The organism is Paenibacillus sp. NPDC056722 (assembly GCF_042790635.1).
GTDB lineage: Bacteria > Bacillota > Bacilli > Paenibacillales > Paenibacillaceae > Paenibacillus_AQ > Paenibacillus_AQ agri.
Genome location: NZ_JBHTYV010000001.1, coordinates 259,908 through 280,892 on the forward strand (window position 1 = coordinate 259,908; position 20,985 = coordinate 280,892).

A 20,985-nucleotide genomic window follows, 5' to 3' on the forward strand; every position below is an offset into this window, starting at 1 on the left:
TCCTGCAGAAAGCTTTCAGGCGAACATTATCGCTCCTACAGCTCCAAACCTTCCCCTCCGCTCCTTCTCGCTTTTAATTACTGCCTTTTCCCGCGAAAAAGAGCACTGCGCCGCTGCGGCTTCCGCATGTCGATGGCCTCCTCCAGTATCACTTCCAGCACATCACCGAGCCTTCCCTTGGACCGGAAAGGATCATGCTGCAGAGGCAATGCGTACACCTCGGCTGTACCTAGCGCCTTCTTCAGCAGAACAGCAGCTTTGTCTCCAGCCAGCGGCAGAACCACCTTCCAGTCCCGCTGCGGCTTAAGCCGACGCCGGCGAAGCAAATGCAGCACCTCCCCAAGACGCCAGTCTGCTCCTGAAGCAATCAGCAGCGGCATATCGCTCTGATCGAACTCTTCGAGGGCTCCTTCTCCGCTGGCGGTACCAAGGTCCAGTACAATGAAAGAATAATCGCCCTCTGGGAGCCTGCCGCTCCCTTTATCCGGACAAGTCCAGTAATGAACATTGTTCCACGCAAAGGATGCAACATCGTACATACCGGTTGGAACGAGTTCCTGCCCCTGAACCATTGCATAAAGATTATGGAACACTCCGCCATCCGGAGAGCCGTCAACCCAGGCCGTGAGACCGTACCTGGACAGGCGAGCTGCTACAGCTAATGAAGTATGCGTCGTCCCAAGCCCACTTGCTGTACCAGCCAGCGACACAACAACTGCATCCGTCACGCGTGAGGTCAGGCGTGATGGTGTCTCCTCCACTCGTGTTCGGCCGCTGAGATCTAGTGAAGCCAACGCATCAAGAACCGAGGCGGCACTGGGATACCTCTCTTCGGGCCGTTCCCTGAGCAAGCGGCGCAGAACCGGAATGAATTGGGAAGGGACGACACCCTGCAGCCTAGACTCCATGCCTGGCTCCCAACTGCAGTATTTGCCCCCGGTGACCAAATGGAGCAGCAGAGCCCCAAGGCCATAGAGGTCAGAGACCGGCTGGCTCTGCCCGGCATACTGCTCCGGCGCAGCAAAGCCTACAGTCCCCAGCTTGTTCGTATCGGCATCCCCTGAGCGTCCATAGTTTCGGGCAATGCCAAAATCGATCAGCACCAATTCATGCTGCCCTGTAAGCATGATATTGGACGGTTTCAGATCCCGATAGATAATCGGTGTAGGCAGATTATGCAGGTACTTCAGCACTTCAAGCAGTTGCACGGCATACTGGATCACTCGATCCCAAGGCAGTGGCCCCGGGTGTTGCTCCATATAACGGCTCAATGTTACCCCTTTGATATAATCCATCACCAGATAAGAATATCCGTCTTTATCGGGTGGGTAGAAATCAGTCACTCTCGGCAGCCTGGGATGATTCAAGGAAATCAGCAGTTCCGCCTCGGCTACAATATCACCAGAAGCATATTCCGTTATGCCTGGGCTTACACTTTCCTTCACCGCCCACCACTTGCCGGGCAACCGCAGGTCTTCGGCCAGGTACACATGGCTCATCCCCCCGGACCCGATTAGCTCGGCGACCCGATAGCGTTCTTCAATTAATTGTCCTACTGCTAGTTTCGATGGATACAGCATATACACATCTCCCCCTTTATGATTGCTCATTGTAAATTCAGTGATAGAATAAAAGATCTGTCTCGAAACCAAGGCTTGCCCACTCAAGGATTATTTACTGAGAGAGCGGACTCCAGAGACCTTATGCCTTATCCAGCAAGCTATCTCAAGAAGCTAACGGACCTCAGAGACGCTATACCTATTCAGCAAGCTGATTCAAGAAGCTAACGAACCTCAGAGACGCTATACCTATTCAGCAAGCTGATTCAAGAAGCTAACGGACCTCAGAGACGCTATGCCTTATTCAGCAAGCTGATTCAAGAAGCTAACGGACCTCAGAGACGCTATACCTATTCAGCAAGCTGATTCAAGAAGCTAACGGACTCCAGAGCCGCTATGAGCAGAAATTCTGTGTAAATTTTGCTGTTCAGTAGGAAATAACGTCATCTGAGTCCGCTACATGCTCCAGAACAGCTTCATCCCGCAAATAACGGCTATACAGTCCGTTGGCTTCTATAAATAAGCTTCACTCCACAAAAAATAAGCTCCAATCTGCCAAACCGATGTTCTCACGAAGTCGTTTGTTCATATTTTTTTGCTAATCTCAGATGATGATATTGAGCCAGAATAAAAATATATAAAAAAAGAAAGCACCGCCGCAGACGCATTACCGGCGGTACGCCGGTCGTCAACGGGATGCTTTCCCAGAACATAAACTAATAATGTAGTTAATACTTAATCATATAAAGTGTAATCTCATCACGGTTATGGAACAGCTGCTTCGCCCGCTGGATTTGCATGCGCTCGCTCTCGAACATAGCGATGAGCTCCTTAATCAGCGCAAGTGGCTTCTTGTGCATCAGCTTCACTGTCACGATGGCAGTCCCTCCAGGAGCCAAGCTGTGCAGTTGTGATGTCACAAGCTTCGCCATCAGCTTAGGACTCCAGCTCATATCGCAAACGAAGAGATCAAATTCGTGATCCTTGAATTTCACATCTCCGGCGTTCTTGCGCAGCACCTTTAGACCAGGAGCGTTACGCAAGGAAGCGTGCATCAATGCCGGATCTACGGCTGTGACCTTTATGCCACGTTCCAGAAGGAATGAGGTCCATCCGCCCGGCGATGCACCGATGTCCACGGCATTGCGGAAGTTCGCAAATGGAATGCCGAACTCCTTCTCCGCTTCCATCAGCTTGAATTTGGCGCGGGAGATTTGCCCGTCTTCCTTGCGGAAGCGGATTGCTCCACCATTCCAGCCGGAGAGGTTGTCCTCCGGCCGTGAAACCCCGGCGTACAGAGCATCCTGGGTCGCGTAAACGGAAATAACCCACGCCGGCTCCTGAACAGTGAACTCAGCTTCAAGGTTTTGCAATTCTCCCTGAATCCATTCGCGCAGCTCACCTGGACTCTGCTCCCAGAAACAATCCGCACTCTTGCGGACATGCAGCGCCACCTTCACGCCTTCCAGCTCACTGCGACGGCTCAAGTAGGTGGCCAGACGCTGCAATGCTTCCATACTACCCTCGTCCTGAAATTGCACAGGCTGAATATGCCGTAAGAAGATTGGCGGCTGCTGCGCCAGCAGTCCGGCCACATCCTCAGGCTTTGCCTGAAGGGTGGCTAGGAAGATTTCCCCCGGCAGCAACAGCGTGCTTTTTACAGCCCCGAACAAACGGCGCAGCTCTTCCTGCGCATAGGGAGCAAAACCATGATTGGCAGTACAAATATAACGTGAAATTACTTCTTCCGAAGCAGTTTCCTGCTCCGTTCTATCTTCTATCAAGTTGTTCAAATGGATATGCCTCCAGGTCTAATTTTTATCCAGGGACGACCGTTTTCCCATTCCACATGGACAGGGATATCATAGGTCGCCCTAATCATCTCGTCCGTCAATACTTCTTCCTTGCGGCCGGAACCGGCCAGCTTTCCGTCCTTGATCAACGCCACATGACTGAACAACGGCACAATCTCTTCAATATGATGCGTCACATATACCACTGTAACTTTGCGCTGTCTCAGCTTGTCCACTTCATCCAGCATTTTCTCCCGCTCGTACAGATCGAGCCCCGCACAAGGTTCATCCATGACCAGCAGCTTGGGATCAGCCATCAAACAACGGGCCAGCATGACTTTTTTGCGCTCTCCCTGTGAAAGAGTCCCCAAAGAATGGAACGCAAGCGCACCAAGATTCATATCTTTTAGCAGCGCGAGGGCCCGTTCCTTTACATCTTCCGGGATACTCTGGTAGAAACGCAAGAAAGCATACGCTCCAGTAGCCACGACTTCCCACACCGGATCGCTGAGCGACAGCTTCTCCATCAGGGAAGGTCCGATATAACCAATCTCCTTCCGCACTTCGCGCAGATCGCATTGTCCGTAAAGATTGCCAAGAACCTCGATTGTGCCGCTACTCGGAAACATATATCCGGTCAGCATCTCCAGAATCGTGGTTTTACCGGAACCATTCCGGCCCAGAATTGCCCAGTTTTCACCTTCTTTAATTTCCAGCGACACATCGTCTAGGATCAGACTCTCTTCCCTGCGGAGCGTAAGATGTTGTAATGATATCATGGCGTAATCCCCCTCCTTATGTATTCCAGCACCCGTTCTACCGAACTCATCGCATAATGAACTTCTGGCGGTGTCAGGCGGTAAGCTTGAGCCACTAGAAGAGCAGGTACACTGGATATACGGTAACTCCCCACAATTTCGGGCAGCATGTTGACATTTGCCTCGTGAATCACAAGATCCTCTGGCAGCAAATGTCCTGCGATCTCCAACATTCGGTGGGCAACTTTACAGGTTCCGCATAGTGGTGTATGAAGAAAGACTACCAGCGGCTGGCCGGGAATCTCCAGTGCTTTCAGTAATTCCGATTCCTTTATCTCCTGTGTCATCATAAGGCATCGGCACCAGAAGCAATCTTGTACAGTTGCTCCGCACTTAGCGGACCGTTATGCAGAGCCGTTCCATCCGGCTTAGCCGGGTACAGGATTTCGAACATTTCCTTGCGGCCCCAAGGACTAGAGGTGTGCAGAAAAATACAACGAGGGAACAAACCCTCCAGCACGATCCGTTTAGCCACTTCACCGCCATTATGGTCATCAGGACCCATGTCATAATCCAGCGATAAAATATCAACTTCACAATCCCGCAGCAGCATCAGACATTCTTCTGTCGTCCGGGCCAACGCAAAACCCTCCGGCCGCTTACGGTAATCATCCATATATACGTTAATCAAGGTCAATCCTCCGTTCCAAACCAGGCCTTTACCAGGGATATCTCTCGGGAATGACTTCCGTCCGGTCCCTTCTCTGTCTCCATAACAAGCGCTGCACCCTGCAGCGGCTCTGACGTCAATAGTCCAGCCAGACCCTTCTCTCCGATATACCCCTGCCCAATGGCAGCGTGTCTGTCCCTGCGTGAGGCTAAAGGGTACTTTGAATCATTGAGATGTATGGCAACGAGATTCTGCCAATAGCCGAGGTCGTCTCCACGACGGAGCAGTGCCTCCGTATCTTCCGGGTTCCAGATTCCAGCGGCATAAGCATGGCAAGTATCGAAGCAGAAGCCGATTTTCTCCGGATATTGGCTTAGTTCACGAACCTTCACCAATTCCTCCAGCGTCATACCCTCCCGGCCGTGATTGCCGGCTTGATTCTCGATTAAGAGCTTGGTTCGGCCTTCCCACGACGCCAAGGTTTCATTCATACATTGTATAATATTTTGATAGCCTTGTAACGGCTCCATCCCGCCAAATTGTCCAAAATGCACGACAATCCCCAGAGAGCCGCAAGCTTCGGCAATCTCCAGATCATTTCGCAGCGAGGACACCATAACCGCTCCAGGTGTTGCAGCACCCTTCCCCGCCGCCATATTGGTCGGATAAGGCGTGTGGGCAATAGAGACGATTCCGTGCTCCCGACAAAAGGATGCGCAGTCCTCAGCATCCCGGCCATCGACCGGTTTAAGCTTCAGACTGCGCGGATTTTTCGGAAAATACTGAAAGCTTGTCGCACCGCTCTCCCAGGCGAACCGGGCCGCTCGGCCGTATCCGCCGCGGATGCTGACATGTGCCCCGATTTTAGGGCTATTGTTCATGCTGGCAGTCCGGGCAATAGAACACTTTGCGTCCGGACAGCTCGATTTTAACAACTGTTCCCCCTCCGCGCAGGCAAGGTTCGCCTTCACGGTCATACACCATGCACCGATCGTTATACGTTCCTGTGACGGTATCGCCATTCATAAATGGCATTTCCATATAGCCGCCGATCTCGGTTGCGTCGGTCAAAACCTTACGGATGGCCTCATACAATCTTGCGATGGAATCCTGTGTCAGGTTCTGCACAAGCGCAGAAGGCAGCAATCTGGCTTCAAAAGCAATCTCATCAGCATAGCAGTTGCCTATGCCAGCGATGAACTGTTGATTCACAAGCAGGCTCTTCAGCGCGCCGCGCCGACCCTTGAGCATCCCTGTGAAACGCTCCAGGGTCATCCGGCGATCTAACGTTTCTGGTCCAAGCTTGCCCATGGCGGCTTCCGCTTCCTTAACCGACAGCAGATGCAGGTAGCCTAGCCGCAAACCCATGAAATAGAGAATATGATCGCCAAAAGTTATCTCCACCTGAGTGTTGCGGTCCGGTCTTTCTTCCTCAGTGCCATAGAAAAGCAATCCGCCGAGCATTAAATGCAGCAGCAGTCTGCGGCCGTCATGCAAGTGGAACAAAATATGCTTAGCACGTCTCTCCACAAATACAACACGCGCGCCGACCAGTGCTTGAGTGAACGCCTCAGTCTCCAGATTAATGGACTTCTCTCTATTCACAGTTACGCCTGTAATCGGCACGTTGATAATATGTTGACCAAGCCTTTGTCTATAGTTCTCCATTTCCGGCAGTTCCGGCATATCTCAATCTTCCCTTCTAGGTTGGTGGAATGGTTGTTCCTATGCCATTATACACCGAGAAATGCTTGAAGTTCAGTTAAATCGGCACAAATGACATCCGGGGTAATTCCCGTGATCTCTTTATAATGTTCCAGGTTCTCAGCATTGGTGAGCCCTGTATAGACCAATATGGTTTGGCAGCCTGCACGTGCACCTGCTGCGATATCCGTCCGCATGTTGTCTCCAACCATAATAGCATCTCCGGGCTCAATCCCCAGCCGATCTGTTGCATATGCTATCAGGTGGGAATGCGGTTTGCCAATAACTACTGGAGCAACCCCGGTGGCTGCTTCAATAGCAGCCCCGATCGTTCCTGCACCTGGCATGATTCCGCCATCACCTGGCAGCATCAGATCCGGGTTCGTCAGTACTGATCGGGCACCACCCAAAATCCAGCGCTGGGCCTGTGCCAGCTTGTCATATGTAAAGGAACGATCGATTCCTTGAACGACATACTGGGGCGATTCTGTCACAATATTCAGACCCGCCTCTTCACAAGCTTGGTGCAAGCCTTTTTCTCCAAGTATCGCCACGGATGCCCCTGGCGATTCCTCGGCAATATAGCGGGCAGCCGCCAGCGAGGAAGTGCATACTTCATCAGCCTTGGCTTCAATTCCCATACCTCGCAAATGTGTCGCTACGTCCTCCGCTGTACGCGAAGAATTATTGGTCACGAACAAGAAGGGGATATTCGCTTTTCTTAAGCCAGCAATCAAGGTATCCGCGCCCGCAATCATCGTATGACCATGATACAAGGTTCCATCGAGATCAATTAGCAATCCTGAGATTTTATTCATAGCTTCTCCTTTGCCAATGGCAAGAACTATATTTAATGATGTGAATTAATCATACAATGAATTAAATATTCCCTTATGTTATAAGGCTTCCAGATTACTCCAATACAACTTTCACCATAAAGCCTTTATATTTCAACGCACTTTGTCGACCCAAATCGAACCCGGATTGGGTTCCGGCATTTTTTGGACAAGGCTGTCAGTTCCTGCGCTTTCCCGGAAAATAATTATTTTCCGGGCGCTCTCCGAAACACTGGAAATGTGCTGAACTCTTCGGCTAGTAACGTCTCCGGGAAGACGGCTTGCGCCTCTTCCTGAAGCGGAGCCAGTTCATCAAATGAAATGTACCGGGAACTGAAATGGGTTAGAAGTAATGAACGTGCTCCGGCGTCGCGTGCAGTCTCCGCAGCCTGCCTTGCCGTACTGTGATGATACTGATGAGCCATTTCTGCCAGATCATGTGCGAAGGTGGCTTCATGAATCATCAGGTCGGCATCCAGTGAGAGGCGAAGGGCTTCCTCACAGGGTCTTGTGTCTCCAAGCACTGTTACGATGCGACCACGCTTCGGCTCGTTAACAACATCAGCAGGTTGGATGACCAACCCATCCGGTGTTGTTACGGCCTCCCCTTTCTTCAGCTTGCCGTACAGGGGACCCGGTTTAAGTCCATAGCCTAGCAGACGTTCTGTATTGAGGCTGCCGGGGCTGTCCTTTTCCGTTACACGGTATCCATAACTATCAATCCGGTGCTCAAGCAGGCCCGCCTCCACACGGAAGCTTGCGTCCTCGAACACAACTCCCCCGGTATGCTCCACGATTTCCAGCTTATAAGGGATACGGGACTGACTGACGGACAACGAGATCTCGAGATAATCTTTCAACCCCGGAGGTCCATATACAGTAAGTGGAGCAGTACCTCCTTGATAGCCGCGACTGGAGATTAATCCAGGCAATCCGAACAAATGGTCACCGTGCAAGTGAGTGATGAAGATCTTCTCCAACTTGCCGAGTCGCAGCGGAGAGCGAAGAACCTGATGTTGTGTCCCTTCTCCGCAATCAAACATCCAGAAGCTGCGCCGCTCTTCCATCAGACGCAAGGCAATCGAAGTCACGTTTCTTTGTAAGGTCGGCACCCCGGCATTGGTTCCTAAGAAGTATATTTCCATAGCTCTACTCCTTTCTGTGCATTGTGTCTTAGCCGTTCTTCTATTATTCCAGCAAAAAACCTCCCGTAACCGGGAGGCTTCGCCGGGGAGGATTTATAATCACCCTCATTCCGGCTATCATCAAGAAGAAATTACTGCTTCTCTACGTTAAAATACTGCGCTTCAGGATGCGCGAATACCATCGCAGATACAGAAGCTTCCGGTTCCATCATGAAGCCCTCGGTCAGCTCAACGCCGATATCTTCAGGAGACATCAATTTGAACAGCGGCCCCTGATCTTCCAGATCCGGGCAGGCCGGGTACCCGAAGGAAACACGAATTCCTTGATAACGGGCGCCATGACGTTGCTTCATGGTCAGATCCGCCGGATCCGGGAAGCCCCAAGTATCCCGCATCATATGATGGACACGCTCCGCCAGACCTTCCGCCACCTCTAGAGCAACTGCCTGCAGTGCGTGGGAGCGCAGATAATCTCCTCTATCCTTCAGCTCCGTGGACATTTCGCGAACGCCGTGTCCTGCCGTCACTACAAGGAATCCTACATAATCCATAATGCCGCTATCCACAGGCTTCAAGAAGTCGGCCAGACACAAGAATGGCTCAACCCCTTGGCGAGGGAAGGTAAAGGTATGCAGCACCTTGGAGGTATCCTGCGGATCGTAGATCAGAATATCATTGCCCTTAGACTGGGCCGGGAAGAAACGGTACATCGCATGTGGTGTAATCGTCCCGTTCACCATCGCCTGATGCAGAATATCATCTACGGTCGCCTTTAGATCCACTGTACGCTTGTCCCCTGCAGCGAGCAAGTTTTCCACCGAACCCTTAAGTCCAAGATGGTGACCCAGCAGCATCTGCATGTTCACATAAGGAACGATATGCCCCAGCGGATAATTGCGCAGGACATGACGCTCCAGATCCGGTGGCGTAAAGACCGGAGCATCTGGTGAGATATTCGAGCGAACCGCACGGGTCAGCTTCGGCAGTTCTGTCTTCACCGCTACAGTAGCACCTGCTTCAGCTTCGGCACGAACCTCTTCTTCAATCTTGGCCCGTTCCTCCGGATTCATAAGCCGGTTGGCAATGTCCAGTCCGTCCATGGCGTCCTTGGCGTACAGCACCAGTCCATCATATTCCGGACGAATGCGAGTCTTGGTAAATTTGCGTGTCAACGCGGCACCGCCGACCATGATCGGCACATCGATACCAGCGTTCCGCAAATCCTGTGCGGTCAGCACCATTTGCTGAGCTGACTTCACCAGAAGGCCAGAGAGGCCGATAGCGTCTGCTTTTTCACGCCGGAACGCCTCGATGATGTTTTCCGGTGGTACTTTTATACCCAAATTGACGATCTGGTAACCATTGTTGGACAGGATGATCTCCACCAGGTTTTTGCCAATGTCATGCACATCCCCTTTGACGGTGGCCAGCATGATCTTTCCTTTTACCGCAGTCTCGTCCTTCTCCATAAACTGCTCCAGATGTCCAACCGAAGCCTTCATGACTTCCGCGCTCTGCAGCACCTCAGCCACGATTAGTTCATTGTTGTTAAACAATCTTCCGACCTCAGACATTCCGGCCATTAGAGGGCCGTTAATAATCTCCAGCGGCGACGCTTTAGTCAGCGCCTCGTTCAGATCGGGAATCAGACCTTCCTTCGTTCCTTCAACCACATAAGAAGCCAGACGCTCGTCCAACGAGAGATTGGAGATCTTCTCCTTTTTCTCGACTTTCTTGCCACGGAAGGCAGCGACAAAAGCGGATAGCGTATCATCGTTAGTATTGTAGATCAGTTGCTCAGCCAAGATTCGCTCAGCTTCGGGGATAGAAGCATAACGCTCCACCTTCTCGGTATTCACAATAGCGTAGTCGAGTCCAGCCTTAGTGCATTCATACAGGAACACAGAGTTCAACACCTCACGCCCTGCTTCAGGCAGACCAAATGAAACGTTACTGATCCCGAGGATCGTATGAACAGAAGGCAATGCTTCTTTGATCATGCGAATCCCGTCAATCGTCTCCTTCGCGGAACCGATGTACTGCTCATCCCCTGTCCCAACCGGGAACACCAGCGTATCAAAAATTATATCTTCCGATGACAGATCATACTTGTTCACGAGCAGATCATGGGAACGTTTCGCTACCGCCAGCTTGTCGACCGCCTTGATCGCTTGCCCACTCTCATCAATTGTTCCGACAACAATAGCAGCACCATATTTATGAATCAAAGGTGTAACATGCTCGAATTTTTCTTCACCATCTTCAAGGTTAATGGAGTTAATGATCGCTTTACCCTGGCAATACTGCAAGGCAAGGTCAATAACCTTCGGGTCTGTGGTGTCAATCATCAGCGGAACTTTAACCTTCTTGACCACAAGCTCCAAGAATTCCTTGATATCTTCGCTCTCGTCACGGTCAGGGTCCTGTACGCAGACGTCGACTACCTGTGCACCACTCTTGACCTGAGCCCGAGCAATTTCAGAAGCTTCCTCATACTTCCCTTCCACGATCAGACGCTTGAACTTCCGCGAGCCCAGTACATTCGTACGCTCTCCGACCATGTAAGGACGGTTACCATCCTCGACATAGACTGGATCAATCCCCGACAAAGCGGGCGGATGAGTGCCGTTCAGCTCACGCGGCGGGAATTTCGACAATTCCTCAACCATGGCCCGGATATGTTCCGGTGTCGTTCCGCAGCAACCGCCAGCAATATTAAGCCAGCCCTTTTCGGCAAAAGCACCAATCTTGCGGGCGAGTGAATCCGGCGATTCATGATAATGCCCGTTCTCGTCCGGCAGACCCGCATTGGGGTAGCAACTGATGGCAGATGATGAAATATCCGACAGCGTCCGGATGTGATCGCGCATGAACTCTGGTCCGGTCGCACAGTTGAGGCCAACAGAGATCGGTTTCAAATGCTCCAGTGAAATATAAAAGGCTTCGATATTCTGCCCAGCGAGCGTTGTGCCCATCGGCTCAATCGTACCCGAAATCATAACAGGCAGTGTAATACCGGTTTTCTCAAAAGCATTACGGATGCCGATACTGCCCGCTTTAACATTCAGGGTATCCTGTGAGGTCTCTAGCAGCAGCACATCGACTTCACCATCGATCAAGGCAACTGCCTGTTCCTCATAACTGTCCACCAGTTCCGCAAACGTGACACCGCCGGTTACCGACAAAGTCTTCGTTGTAGGACCCATAGCACCAACTACATAACGCGGGTGATCTGGAGTCTCATACTTTTCGACAGCATTGCGCGCCAGTTTGGCGGCTGCCAGGTTAATCTCACGTGCCCGCTGCGGAATATCATACTCCGCAAGAACGACTGATGTAGCTCCAAATGTATTGGTTTCGATGAGATCAGCACCTGCTTCCAGGTACTGCTCATGGATCGTCTGAATAACTTCTGGCCTTGTAAGCACCAACATTTCATTACAACCGTCCAGTTCTTCTCCACCAAAATCTTCTCCAGTAAGCGGGACCTGCTGGATCATGGTCCCCATTGCGCCATCAAGAATCAAAATGCGTTGCTGTAAGCTCTCTGCAAGTGTATATTTAGCCACGTTCCTATCCCCCCAGTAAAACATTAGAGTAAGTTTAGCAGAATAAAGGGAATTCGGAAAGTCTTCCTTCCGTCTCTGCCGATTCATCGTTGTTCAAGTCATGCTATCGTAATTATGGCAATGGCTTAACGGAAAGCTCCTTGCTTGGCATGGAATGCTGTGTCCGTGCGGTTACATGAGAGGTCACATTGTAAAGCCCTTCCTCGGCAAAGGTTCCTTCTGCGGTGTACTTCCCGTCTCCTGCCGAAGAGCCTTTTAGTTCCATTTTTTCAGTCTTACCCTCTTTGTTGACGATTTCAAAAAGCACTTCCCTGGCATCATCCACAGGTTTACCTTCCTGGGTTACCGTAGCTTCGAATGTAACCGGACTGCTCACTGTAACTTCAGCCGGACTCCAGTCCAGTTCTACTTTGATCGGCTCCATAGACATATCTACAGAATGACCGGCATGCCCTCCCCCACCTGTTCCGGAGGCGCAGCCTGCCAGTAGCAATGTGAATGCAATACCTAATAATGAGACCGTTTTCCTCGGGTTCAACATCTGAAGCCCTCCTGATATAATGGTTATCTTATTACTAGAGTTGCTATGTAAGATGAGTTTAAGATACGAACGTAAGGCTCGGCGTCACTCCGGTGAAGTTTGGACTTTCGGTCACTGTTGTCCCCAGAATTCTTTCATTTGTACCGCTTATGGCGGTTGAAATCCGGTGACAGTTTATGCTTTCGATGCTAGCTTTCTTTCGGAAAGCTTTCAGACGAACGCTATCGCTCCTACAGTTCCAATCTTCCCCTCCGTTCCTACTCGCTTTTTGTTAATCTCTTTTAATCATCTTTTATAGCATCAAACATTGCTGCATGGAGCCCTCGGTGTAATAATTCTCTTTCTATTATACACATTATTTACATTTTTTCAGGAAGGAAAGACTGCTTTATTAACATACTAGTAATAGAAAAAGCCGCCCCATCCGTAGAAAATCTACTTCAGGAGGCGGCTCTAAACAAAAAAGTTCCTTACAGAGTTTGTACCAGCGGAAGCAGCTCCGCTAGATGTCCGATTTCATAGTCCGGCGTAATCGCCGGATCTTTGTCCTTACCGGTACGGTTAATCCAGACGGTCGTAAGTCCTGTACTCAAGCCGCCGAGAATATCGGTAGTCAGCTTGTCACCGACCATGATGCCCTGCTCCGGCGCAATGTCCAGCAAGCCAAGGGCATGCTCGAAAATCGAAGTATCCGGTTTGCCTTTGCCAAAACTGCCAGAGATCACAATATGATCAAAATAAGGAATCAGTTCCGGCACCCCGTCCAGTTTCTCTTGCTGAAGGGCAGGACAACCGTTGGTTAGCAACAACAGCTTCACTTTTCCGCGTAGCTGATCCAATACCTGCAAGGTCTCTTCGTACATATAAGGACGGCTGCGGCGTTCAGATGCAAACTTGGCCGCGAGCGTCTCAGCAAGGACTTCGTCATCTACACCAAGCGATGCCAGCCCCCGGCGCCAAGACTCTTTGCGGTAGACCGGTGCCAGCTGTTCCAACTGACGGAATTCAGGCTGTTCACCAGCACTGAAGTTGGCCCAAAGCGCTTCAAACGGGTTAATCCCAATCATTTTGGTAAACGGAAAAGTCTCATAGGATTCATACAAACCTCTGGCTTCTCTACGTACAGCAGCTTCCAACTCATGGTGATTCACAGCGTCTCCTGCACCCTCACAAGCGGAAAGGAACGATTCCTCAACACTGCGTTCATCCCAAAGCAGCGTATCGTCCAAATCAAACAGTACAGCGGTAATCGGCATTTAAGTAACTCCCTCTCCCTGAAGTGAACTGCTCTCTATTGTTTACAATTGCTCTACCGGAATGTTGTTGACCTTACCGAATTCTTGCAGTCGTTCGCCCATCGCAGCCGTGTCATAACGGTTAATCAGCTTGGAGAACATCCAAGTGGTACGTTTGCCTTTATACTTAATCGTGACAGCACTACGCGAGACTGTGATTTTCTCAATATCGGTAGCAGGCAGCCAACGTTCGCGGTTGAATTTGATAGTGGATAATCTGTTCCGCTCTACCTTCAGGAAAGGACGACGGAAATACAGCATAACTGCCAGCAGCAAGTACAACCCAACGCCTAGCCAGTGCATGAAGACGCTACCTCCACTTTGATCCAGAGTGCCGATGATCCAATACAGCACACCTAGCGCAACGAGAGCAACGGGCAATACGATATTGCGACCCTTGAATACATCGCTGGTCTTTGTAGTGGAGTTCGCGGAATGAATAGCATCCTTCCCCTGTTTCTTTCTTTGCTTATTGAGTTGCTGTGAATTGCGTTGAACCATTCTTTCCCAAGAACGGGCCATGTCATTTCCCCCTAGTCATCCTGAAATATCTATGAAAAGAAACAGAGGGTTCATACGAAGCCTCTGCTCCTTGTTCAGCGCTTATTTATCTACGAATTCAATGGTATCCAGTTGGGACCGAAAATTACGGCGGATGTTACCCAGGTAAATTTCACGGAGCTTAGCGCGTTCAGCCGTTTCCTCTTCATTCAGGCCTTCGCTCTTCTGCTTGCGTGCCAGTTCATTAATTCGTGCAACCAATACATCTATATCCAAAGATTTCGCCTCCCTAATAAATTCATTCTAACTTTGCCATGAGAAAAAGAGCTTGTCAAGGTTTACCCCCTGCAAGCTCTCTGATGTTCCTATCTATGATCATGAAGTTCTTAAAATAACGGCACTGTTATAATATCTCCTGCTCGAATATGACTGTCGGTCAATTGGCTCGATCGTTTAATTCCTTCTATATATACGGCTGTCTTCATCTTGGCCGGTTTATTCTTGAGAGCAATGCTCCAGAGTGTGTCTCCAGGTGCAACAACAATCTTCTTCTCTTGCTTCGCAAGATTGACGGGACCAGCAAACACATTACCTACTACAGTAAATCCTGCAACAATCAGCAGCAAAAAAAGAGCTATCTTATAGAAGTTAAATGTTCTAAACAACGGACTTAATCCTTTCGACAGCACCTTGGGGATTTCTTGAATTCTATTTATTATTCCGGAACCTAAAGTTTGTCCTGCAGAGTCAACTTCTGTACCCTCGTCATAGATGCTATGGTATGTACTGTACTTTAACATGATTCATCATCCTCCAAACACTTGTTCTTACTTTCAAAAACAATATAACACGAACATGTGTTTTGATCAATACTATTTTCGAACAATTGTTCCCCTCTTTTTAAATTGCCTTTTTGGATGCAAAAAATGATCCTGATGTGCTTATTTCCCTTGCCGATCTTGCTCATTCCCTCAACGTACTAGTCAATTATTGAATATACCATTCTCCCTACTGTTCTCATCCTTGTTCGCTTCTCTTAAACTATTGATAACGTTAGAACTTATGTTTGTGCGAACGACAGTTCTATGTTATAATTTTCCCAAACATTACTATATGGGGTTGATTCTGATGTCAAAGATTTCGAGTCGCCAGCTGGCGATCCTGGAATTTATACGTAACGAAGTCCGCAGCAAGGGTTATCCTCCTTCCGTACGGGAAATCGGGGAAGCTGTAGGCCTCGCCTCCAGTTCCACGGTGCACGGTCATCTGGACCGTCTTGAGAAGAAAGGCCTGATCCGCAGGGATCCGACAAAGCCGCGTGCCATTGAACTGCTTGGCCAGGAAGACTCGGAGAATGTCCATCAATTTGCCCAGACGATTACTCGTGTTCCTGTTGTAGGTAAGGTTACCGCCGGGGTGCCTATCACCGCAACGGAGAACATCGAGGACTATTTCCCGCTCCCAACGCATTACGTTGGTGACAACAAAGTGTTCATGCTCTCTGTTCTTGGTGACAGTATGATCGATGCTGGTATTATGAACGGCGATTATGTCATTGTGCGCCAGCAGCAAACCGCAGATAACGGTGATATTGTTGTCGCTATGACTGAAGACGATGAAGCTACCGTCAAGACCTTTTATAAGGAACGCGATCATATTCGTCTCCAGCCAGAGAATCCGTCCTATGAGCCACTGCGCCTGAATCGGGTAAGCATTCTGGGCAAGGTCATCGGATTGTTCCGGGATGTCCACTAACTCATCAATAATTCTCTATTTAGAAGACTGTTCCGTTACGCGGAGCAGTCTTTTGTTTATTCATACTCTCTCACTGTGATAACCTTTTTATTTTCAACAACACTTCGCATTAACGGCACCCCTACTCCGCACATATCCTGATATCAAAGGAGTGCTGATCCTATGCCCAATTACCGAATTATCGTCGATTTGACACAACGGATGCTTTATTTGCTGGACAACGATTCTGTAGTCAGAGGTTTCCCTGTTGGAATCGGAACCATGCTGACCACAACACCAGAGGGAGATTATACGATCATTAACAAACAGCCCAATCCCGGGGGCCCATTCGGGGTATTCTGGATGGGACTTTCCAAGCCGCATTATGGCATTCACGGGACGAACGATCCTTCTTCCATCGGACATCAGGTCTCACATGGGTGTATTCGTATGTTTAATCAAGATGTGCTGACACTTGCTGCGCTGGTTCCAATTGGGACTCAGGTGACTATACGGCGTTAAGCTCCCAGTGTCAGAAGATTCGAAATGCAAAAAGCCGTCAGACAATGTCTGACGGCTTGAACATGGAGACGCAATCAAATTAAAGCCAGAAAGATTTAGTGATGATAACCAACAAGATGAAAAGAACCAAGATTGCAGCAGTAGATGTGCCCAAACCGTATCCTCCAGCATATTGACCCATGAGTAATTCCTCCTTTTTTTTATGAAGACACCAAATTTTGCAGTAACAAAAGATCCGCCCTTGAGATAAGATGATTTTTCTTCCCGGCTAACTTATTGTCAGATTAGTTCAGTTTTCTCTTCATTAAATCCAGCAAATACTCAAAATGATCACAAGCAGAATGTAAAGCACCAAAATCGTTCCTGTAGATGTCCAAGGACTTACTACCGGTCCACAATGTTCTGCACCCATGTGAATTCCTCCTTCAGATTAATGACTACAGAACAGAATATGTAACAATACCCTACGAAGTATGGGCAAATTGGAAAAGAAAATGTACTCCTGTATTAGAGGTGAAAGCTTACATTTGAGGGAAATGTAAAAGGTCCACACAAAGGTAGATCTTATTTATTTCTGGCGCGGAAGTATAGTACACTGATAAAAACTAATGTTCGGAGGGCTTTCATCATGTGTGGACGTTACACCATTACAGTTTCTATTGAAGAACTAATGTTGAGATATCTTACGAATGACGCCAGTATCCTTCATTATGCCCCCAGATACAATGCCGCTCCCATGCAGCATATACCGGCTGTGATTCATACAGGCACCGGCAACCGAATCGGTGAACTGCGTTGGGGCCTTGTCCCATCCTGGGCGCAGGACGACAAGATTGGCAACAAGATGATCAACGCCCGCGGGGAGTCTTTATTGGAGAAAGCCTCGTTCAAGAAACTCGTGGCGTCACGACGGTGCCTGATCCCAGCTGACGGCTATTATGATTGGAAACAGGTAGACGGTCGCAAACAGCCCATGAGAATCGGCATGTCGGACGGCAGTATTTTCTCTATGGCTGCTCTATATGATATATGGATGGACCCGAAAGGCCAGAAGCTGGCCACCTGCACGATTATCACAACCACTCCCAATACATTAATGGCAGAGATTCATGACCGAATGCCTGTTATTCTGCGACCGGAAGATGAAAGCGACTGGCTCGGACGGGACAACCACGATGTCCAGAATTTATTAAAGCTGCTTAAGCCTTATGAATCTGCCAAAATGAGAGCATACCCCGTAGACCCTGCTGTCGGTAATGTCAAAAATGATTATCCCGAACTATTGAAAGAGGCTGCCAACTAGCAGCCCCCTTAACTTACTCCTTAGTATTTCCATTCCGGTTGTTAAAGGCCAGTTCGAACAGTCCTGTAGCGGATAAACCCGCCAACGCCCCCGCCCATAACCGCAGCACGAGTTCCATATCTGTGAACGGATAAGCTGCCGCTCCAATAAGCATCCCTACAATTACACCGATTAACGGTAAAATATTCTTGGGAACCTTCACCGTTACTTTCACCAGCTGTACCCCTGTCAACACGAAGACAGACAACAGAGATGCAAAGGCCAGAACATTCGTTAAATTCTGATTCTCCATCCACCTCTCCCCTTTCTGCTCTTCTATTCCTATTCCTCACTCAAGCGGTACATGCTCAATAATCAAGGCCTCTCTCCAAAAATATACCGTTCCGCATACAAATATTTGTCTTGTCAGCATACTATATTGCAAAAATGCTAGCCGTAAGAAAAATGCCATGCATAACACTAAGCGTCATAACCGCGTTAGATTACTCCTAAGAATGAGGAGGTGCAGGTTCGATGTGGGGAATCATGATTCAGCAATATCTCGATTACTCAATTAGACATCCGGAGGAGCAGTTCAAGCCGGGGGATATTTTCGAGCGCTTCTATTCATTTATGGTGGATTTGTTGGGAATGGACGAACAGGACGCGGAGATAGAAGTCGCTTACTTTATGAACGCAATGTATGACCTGATGGATTAACAGATGCTAACAGATGCCGTTACTTCCAAAAGAACCCTTCAAGGCCAGTCTTGAGGGGTCCGCGGCATGTGCTTACACCCGCATCTCTCTCGCAAACCTCATCCTCTCCACAATTTTTTATTCCCATCTACTAATCACCCTAAAGTCCTATCATTTCGAAATATTTTCCTATGTATATAGAACTATAGACATAGAGATGCTATATTTAGGGAAACCCTATAATTGGAAAGGTGAGTATATGTTACGGAAAATCGCTAGATTTAGTTTGTTGTTCGTTCTTATTTTCGTGTTGAGTACCCAGCCCCTGTTCGCAGCTGGTAACACTGTAAAGATTAAAGTCACATTTGTGGAAGCTAAATTAGTGGAGAACAATCATGTGGGCAATGAATGGTGGTGGGGCGGTTTTGTTAATGGCAAAGAACTTAATGACGGGGAAAGCGTGACGGTTAGCGCCAATGCTGCCGGATCAATCAAACTTCATGCAGAAGCACAGGAACAAGACAAGTACCCGGATGACGGCGAAGCCAGCGCCTCCGTTAAAGTCTCCTCCATTAAAACTAGCGTGACCAAGAAGCTGAACGTAACCGTTGTCGAGAACCGTGGACGTTATTCCGGGAACACTGCGAAGTGGCAGTTTACTTTTAAGTTGGAGAAAGTGAAGTAAGTTCCAAATAGCTTCCTTAAAGTCAACTACCTAAAGAATTATGAATTGAAGCTCATTCCGATCCATCCGATAACACATGCAGCAAGGATAATTAAAAGCACAACCGCAGTCAGCCAACCATATTTCCGGCTCATTTCGCTACCTCCCTTGTCTAACGTAGCCACCCTACAAGCGGATAACGGGGGTTTTCTGTTTTTTGAGTTATCGCTTATGGTTTGTATGTAGACTTTTTGGCACGCTGGTCAAAATGTCAATTCGCATTTTAGCTTGAGGCAATTGGCATTACATTGGGGTATCTGACTAGATTATTGTGAAAGCAGTGTTTTGAGGCCTGTGGCCAATTAAGTGTTAATGCACAATGTCGATAACATCGTTATATCATTCATTCAGTACTACTTCCCCGGCACACGCCCCACGAACCATGATCATCATTCTTTGAACGGTGTCTAGTTTATCCAATGATCGACCATGCTGATAACCAGGTGAAGGTAATGGTTCTTCCAGTATATTCTTCAGTGCATCCAGAACTTGTTGTCAAGACTCATCATTACCTCCATCCTTTTTGGCTGTGAATGTTAGTTCTGTATCTCCCATCCGTAGATAGGTGTATAAGGCATGTGAATTGTCTAGATGGAAATTAGCAGCTCCAGCAGCTCTTCTGCTGTATGGTTCTGCAGTTTGGTTAAGTCAATGTTATGGGCCTGCTGGTATTTCTTTTGTAACCAGTTGAAAATGCCCCATGAGTTTGAGTTGCTGTTTACTGTTACTCTACCCACGCCCATCATCTGACGCTTTACCGATTCTGGAAGCACTTCATTTGCGAATGAATATATGGCTTTATAGTACCATTTCAAGATTCCACCTCCTCCAAACATAAAAATAGAAGGCAGGAAATGTTTCCTGACCTTCTGTATTCGTTCATACTTCTATGGATTAATAATATCATTGGTTTTATTCGGTGTTACTACGGGATTTTCTATATCCAATAATTTAAAAACAATATGTACTCCCTTATTTGTTATCGCTAGCTTGTTCTCATTAGCCATCTTTTGAAGCCTAACTTCTAATTCAACTAACGATAACTTGATACCTCTTTGACGTAAATCCGTCCAAAGAACTTGTATATGGACCCATGAATTTCCATACATATCTTTTATCGTATTATACAACGACTGGTTTCCAAAAACAGTTATTCCACCAAGAAATTCATCCCCATATATGTTCTTTACTTGTTCTAAATATTCTTCCTGAATTTGTTTTACTTCACTTATATTATCTTTAGACTTCAAGTCAGCGTCAGAGTCAGCTTTTAATCCAGTAATTTTTTCGTTAAACTCACGGGTTATATTTTCCACCTGAATGATTTTGTCAATTTGTGATTTGTTTTGTTCAACAAGATTTTGACTAATGTCATTTAATGAATTAATCGTATTAGTAACGTTCGAGAATTTTTCGACCATGTCTAAACTTTGCCTTGAGCTATCCGACGACTGAATAAAAGAAAATATTATTGCAATAACAGCCAAAACTATAGATAACAACGTCCCACCAAGTGATAATTGATCGGATAATATACCAGGACTGTCAGTTCGCCAAGTCGCTACCATAACTGTTATCACTGCTAGAATTATTATCCAATATGTCATATCTTTCTTATCAGGAAATCCTTTAAATTTATTCAACATTTCATTC

The 20,985-nt window shown here is 48.2% G+C and carries 24 protein-coding genes; 5 read left to right on the forward strand and 19 right to left on the reverse strand.

Translation table 11 applies throughout. The features are described from left to right. Positions 1-77 precede the first annotated feature (77 nt). From ACFRAM_RS01260 to ACFRAM_RS01330, 15 genes are all read right to left on the reverse strand, one after another. Positions 78-1,580, reverse strand: coding sequence for a serine/threonine protein kinase (locus tag ACFRAM_RS01260; RefSeq protein ID WP_379464211.1), 1,503 nt, complete (start codon positions 1,578-1,580; stop codon positions 78-80). Between the two features lie 707 nt (positions 1,581-2,287). Next, positions 2,288-3,358: an SAM-dependent methyltransferase gene (locus tag ACFRAM_RS01265; RefSeq protein ID WP_379464730.1), complete on the reverse strand. Its 1,071-nt coding sequence runs from the start codon at positions 3,356-3,358 to the stop codon at positions 2,288-2,290. Continuing rightward, complete coding sequence (locus ACFRAM_RS01270) at positions 3,349-4,131, reverse strand: ABC transporter ATP-binding protein (protein WP_379464212.1); 783 nt, start codon at positions 4,129-4,131, stop codon at positions 3,349-3,351. Before ACFRAM_RS01270 ends, ACFRAM_RS01265 begins: the two co-directional genes overlap by 10 nt. Next, positions 4,128-4,460 (reverse strand): thioredoxin family protein, encoded by a 333-nt coding sequence (locus ACFRAM_RS01275; RefSeq protein ID WP_379464213.1) that lies wholly within the window; start codon positions 4,458-4,460, stop codon positions 4,128-4,130. Before ACFRAM_RS01275 ends, ACFRAM_RS01270 begins: the two co-directional genes overlap by 4 nt. Further along, positions 4,457-4,801, reverse strand: a complete 345-nt coding sequence (locus ACFRAM_RS01280; RefSeq protein ID WP_379464214.1) for a cyclic-phosphate processing receiver domain-containing protein — start codon at positions 4,799-4,801, stop codon at positions 4,457-4,459. Before ACFRAM_RS01280 ends, ACFRAM_RS01275 begins: the two co-directional genes overlap by 4 nt. Positions 4,802-4,803: 2 nt before the next feature. Beyond that, on the reverse strand, positions 4,804-5,661 hold the full coding sequence (locus ACFRAM_RS01285) for a deoxyribonuclease IV (RefSeq protein WP_379464731.1): 858 nt from the start codon (positions 5,659-5,661) through the stop codon (positions 4,804-4,806). Continuing rightward, on the reverse strand, positions 5,651-6,466 hold the full coding sequence (locus ACFRAM_RS01290; protein ID WP_379464215.1) for an Fpg/Nei family DNA glycosylase: 816 nt from the start codon (positions 6,464-6,466) through the stop codon (positions 5,651-5,653). The genes ACFRAM_RS01285 and ACFRAM_RS01290 overlap by 11 nt, the downstream gene beginning before the upstream one ends. Before the next feature lie 47 nt (positions 6,467-6,513). Then, positions 6,514-7,302 carry a TIGR01457 family HAD-type hydrolase gene (locus tag ACFRAM_RS01295; RefSeq protein WP_379464216.1) on the reverse strand — a complete coding sequence of 263 codons (789 nt, stop codon included), beginning with the start codon at positions 7,300-7,302 and terminating at the stop codon, positions 6,514-6,516. Between the two features lie 224 nt (positions 7,303-7,526). Next, positions 7,527-8,465 carry a ribonuclease Z gene (rnz, locus tag ACFRAM_RS01300; RefSeq protein WP_379464217.1) on the reverse strand — a complete coding sequence of 313 codons (939 nt, stop codon included), beginning with the start codon at positions 8,463-8,465 and terminating at the stop codon, positions 7,527-7,529. A gap of 131 nt (positions 8,466-8,596) precedes the next feature. After that, positions 8,597-11,974: a methionine synthase gene (metH, locus tag ACFRAM_RS01305; protein WP_379464732.1), complete on the reverse strand. Its 3,378-nt coding sequence runs from the start codon at positions 11,972-11,974 to the stop codon at positions 8,597-8,599. A 172-nt stretch (positions 11,975-12,146) separates the two neighbouring features. Next, positions 12,147-12,575: a FixH family protein gene (locus ACFRAM_RS01310; protein ID WP_379464218.1), complete on the reverse strand. Its 429-nt coding sequence runs from the start codon at positions 12,573-12,575 to the stop codon at positions 12,147-12,149. A gap of 470 nt (positions 12,576-13,045) precedes the next feature. Further along, positions 13,046-13,831 (reverse strand): HAD family hydrolase, encoded by a 786-nt coding sequence (locus tag ACFRAM_RS01315; protein ID WP_379464219.1) that lies wholly within the window; start codon positions 13,829-13,831, stop codon positions 13,046-13,048. A gap of 42 nt (positions 13,832-13,873) precedes the next feature. Continuing rightward, positions 13,874-14,392, reverse strand: a complete 519-nt coding sequence (locus tag ACFRAM_RS01320) for a DUF502 domain-containing protein (RefSeq protein WP_379464220.1) — start codon at positions 14,390-14,392, stop codon at positions 13,874-13,876. Between the two features lie 81 nt (positions 14,393-14,473). Continuing rightward, positions 14,474-14,647, reverse strand: coding sequence for a DUF896 domain-containing protein (locus ACFRAM_RS01325; RefSeq protein ID WP_379464221.1), 174 nt, complete (start codon positions 14,645-14,647; stop codon positions 14,474-14,476). Between the two features lie 110 nt (positions 14,648-14,757). Next, positions 14,758-15,171, reverse strand: a complete 414-nt coding sequence (locus ACFRAM_RS01330) for a LysM peptidoglycan-binding domain-containing protein (RefSeq protein WP_379464222.1) — start codon at positions 15,169-15,171, stop codon at positions 14,758-14,760. 328 nt (positions 15,172-15,499) lie between these two features. Here ACFRAM_RS01330 and lexA point away from each other — a divergent pair, with 328 nt between their 5' ends. Both lexA and ACFRAM_RS01340 read left to right on the forward strand, forming a co-directional pair. After that, positions 15,500-16,126 (forward strand): transcriptional repressor LexA, encoded by a 627-nt coding sequence (gene lexA, locus ACFRAM_RS01335; protein ID WP_066361701.1) that lies wholly within the window; start codon positions 15,500-15,502, stop codon positions 16,124-16,126. Between the two features lie 162 nt (positions 16,127-16,288). Next, positions 16,289-16,627, forward strand: coding sequence for a L,D-transpeptidase (locus tag ACFRAM_RS01340; RefSeq protein ID WP_379464223.1), 339 nt, complete (start codon positions 16,289-16,291; stop codon positions 16,625-16,627). Between the two features lie 79 nt (positions 16,628-16,706). On the opposite strand, the gene ACFRAM_RS01345 is transcribed toward ACFRAM_RS01340, so the two are convergent. Next, complete coding sequence (locus ACFRAM_RS01345; RefSeq protein ID WP_175373271.1) at positions 16,707-16,808, reverse strand: sporulation protein YjcZ; 102 nt, start codon at positions 16,806-16,808, stop codon at positions 16,707-16,709. 447 nt (positions 16,809-17,255) lie between these two features. Between ACFRAM_RS01345 and ACFRAM_RS01350 the strand changes: the two genes are divergently transcribed. Then, a complete protein-coding gene (locus tag ACFRAM_RS01350; protein ID WP_379464224.1) occupies positions 17,256-17,930 on the forward strand; it encodes an SOS response-associated peptidase in 675 nt (224 codons plus the stop codon). A gap of 13 nt (positions 17,931-17,943) precedes the next feature. Here the strand turns inward: ACFRAM_RS01350 and ACFRAM_RS01355 are convergent, their stop codons facing one another. Further along, entirely contained in the window at positions 17,944-18,222 is a 279-nt protein-coding gene (locus tag ACFRAM_RS01355) for a holin (protein ID WP_379464225.1), read from the reverse strand. Positions 18,223-18,443: 221 nt separating this feature from the next. On the opposite strand from ACFRAM_RS01355, the gene ACFRAM_RS01360 reads away from it, so the two are divergent. Together ACFRAM_RS01360 and ACFRAM_RS01365 are read left to right on the forward strand one after the other, a co-directional pair. Continuing rightward, positions 18,444-18,629: a hypothetical protein gene (locus ACFRAM_RS01360; RefSeq protein WP_379464226.1), complete on the forward strand. Its 186-nt coding sequence runs from the start codon at positions 18,444-18,446 to the stop codon at positions 18,627-18,629. A 238-nt stretch (positions 18,630-18,867) separates the two neighbouring features. Next, on the forward strand, positions 18,868-19,293 hold the full coding sequence (locus ACFRAM_RS01365; protein ID WP_379464227.1) for a hypothetical protein: 426 nt from the start codon (positions 18,868-18,870) through the stop codon (positions 19,291-19,293). Positions 19,294-19,919: 626 nt separating this feature from the next. On the opposite strand, the gene ACFRAM_RS01370 is transcribed toward ACFRAM_RS01365, so the two are convergent. Together ACFRAM_RS01370 and ACFRAM_RS01375 are read right to left on the reverse strand one after the other, a co-directional pair. Further along, complete coding sequence (locus tag ACFRAM_RS01370) at positions 19,920-20,147, reverse strand: hypothetical protein (RefSeq protein ID WP_379464228.1); 228 nt, start codon at positions 20,145-20,147, stop codon at positions 19,920-19,922. Between the two features lie 72 nt (positions 20,148-20,219). Beyond that, the gene (locus ACFRAM_RS01375; protein WP_379464229.1) at positions 20,220-20,978 is read right to left on the reverse strand and encodes a hypothetical protein; all 759 of its coding nucleotides are present in this window, start codon (positions 20,976-20,978) and stop codon (positions 20,220-20,222) included. Between the last annotated feature and the right edge of the window lie 7 nt (positions 20,979-20,985).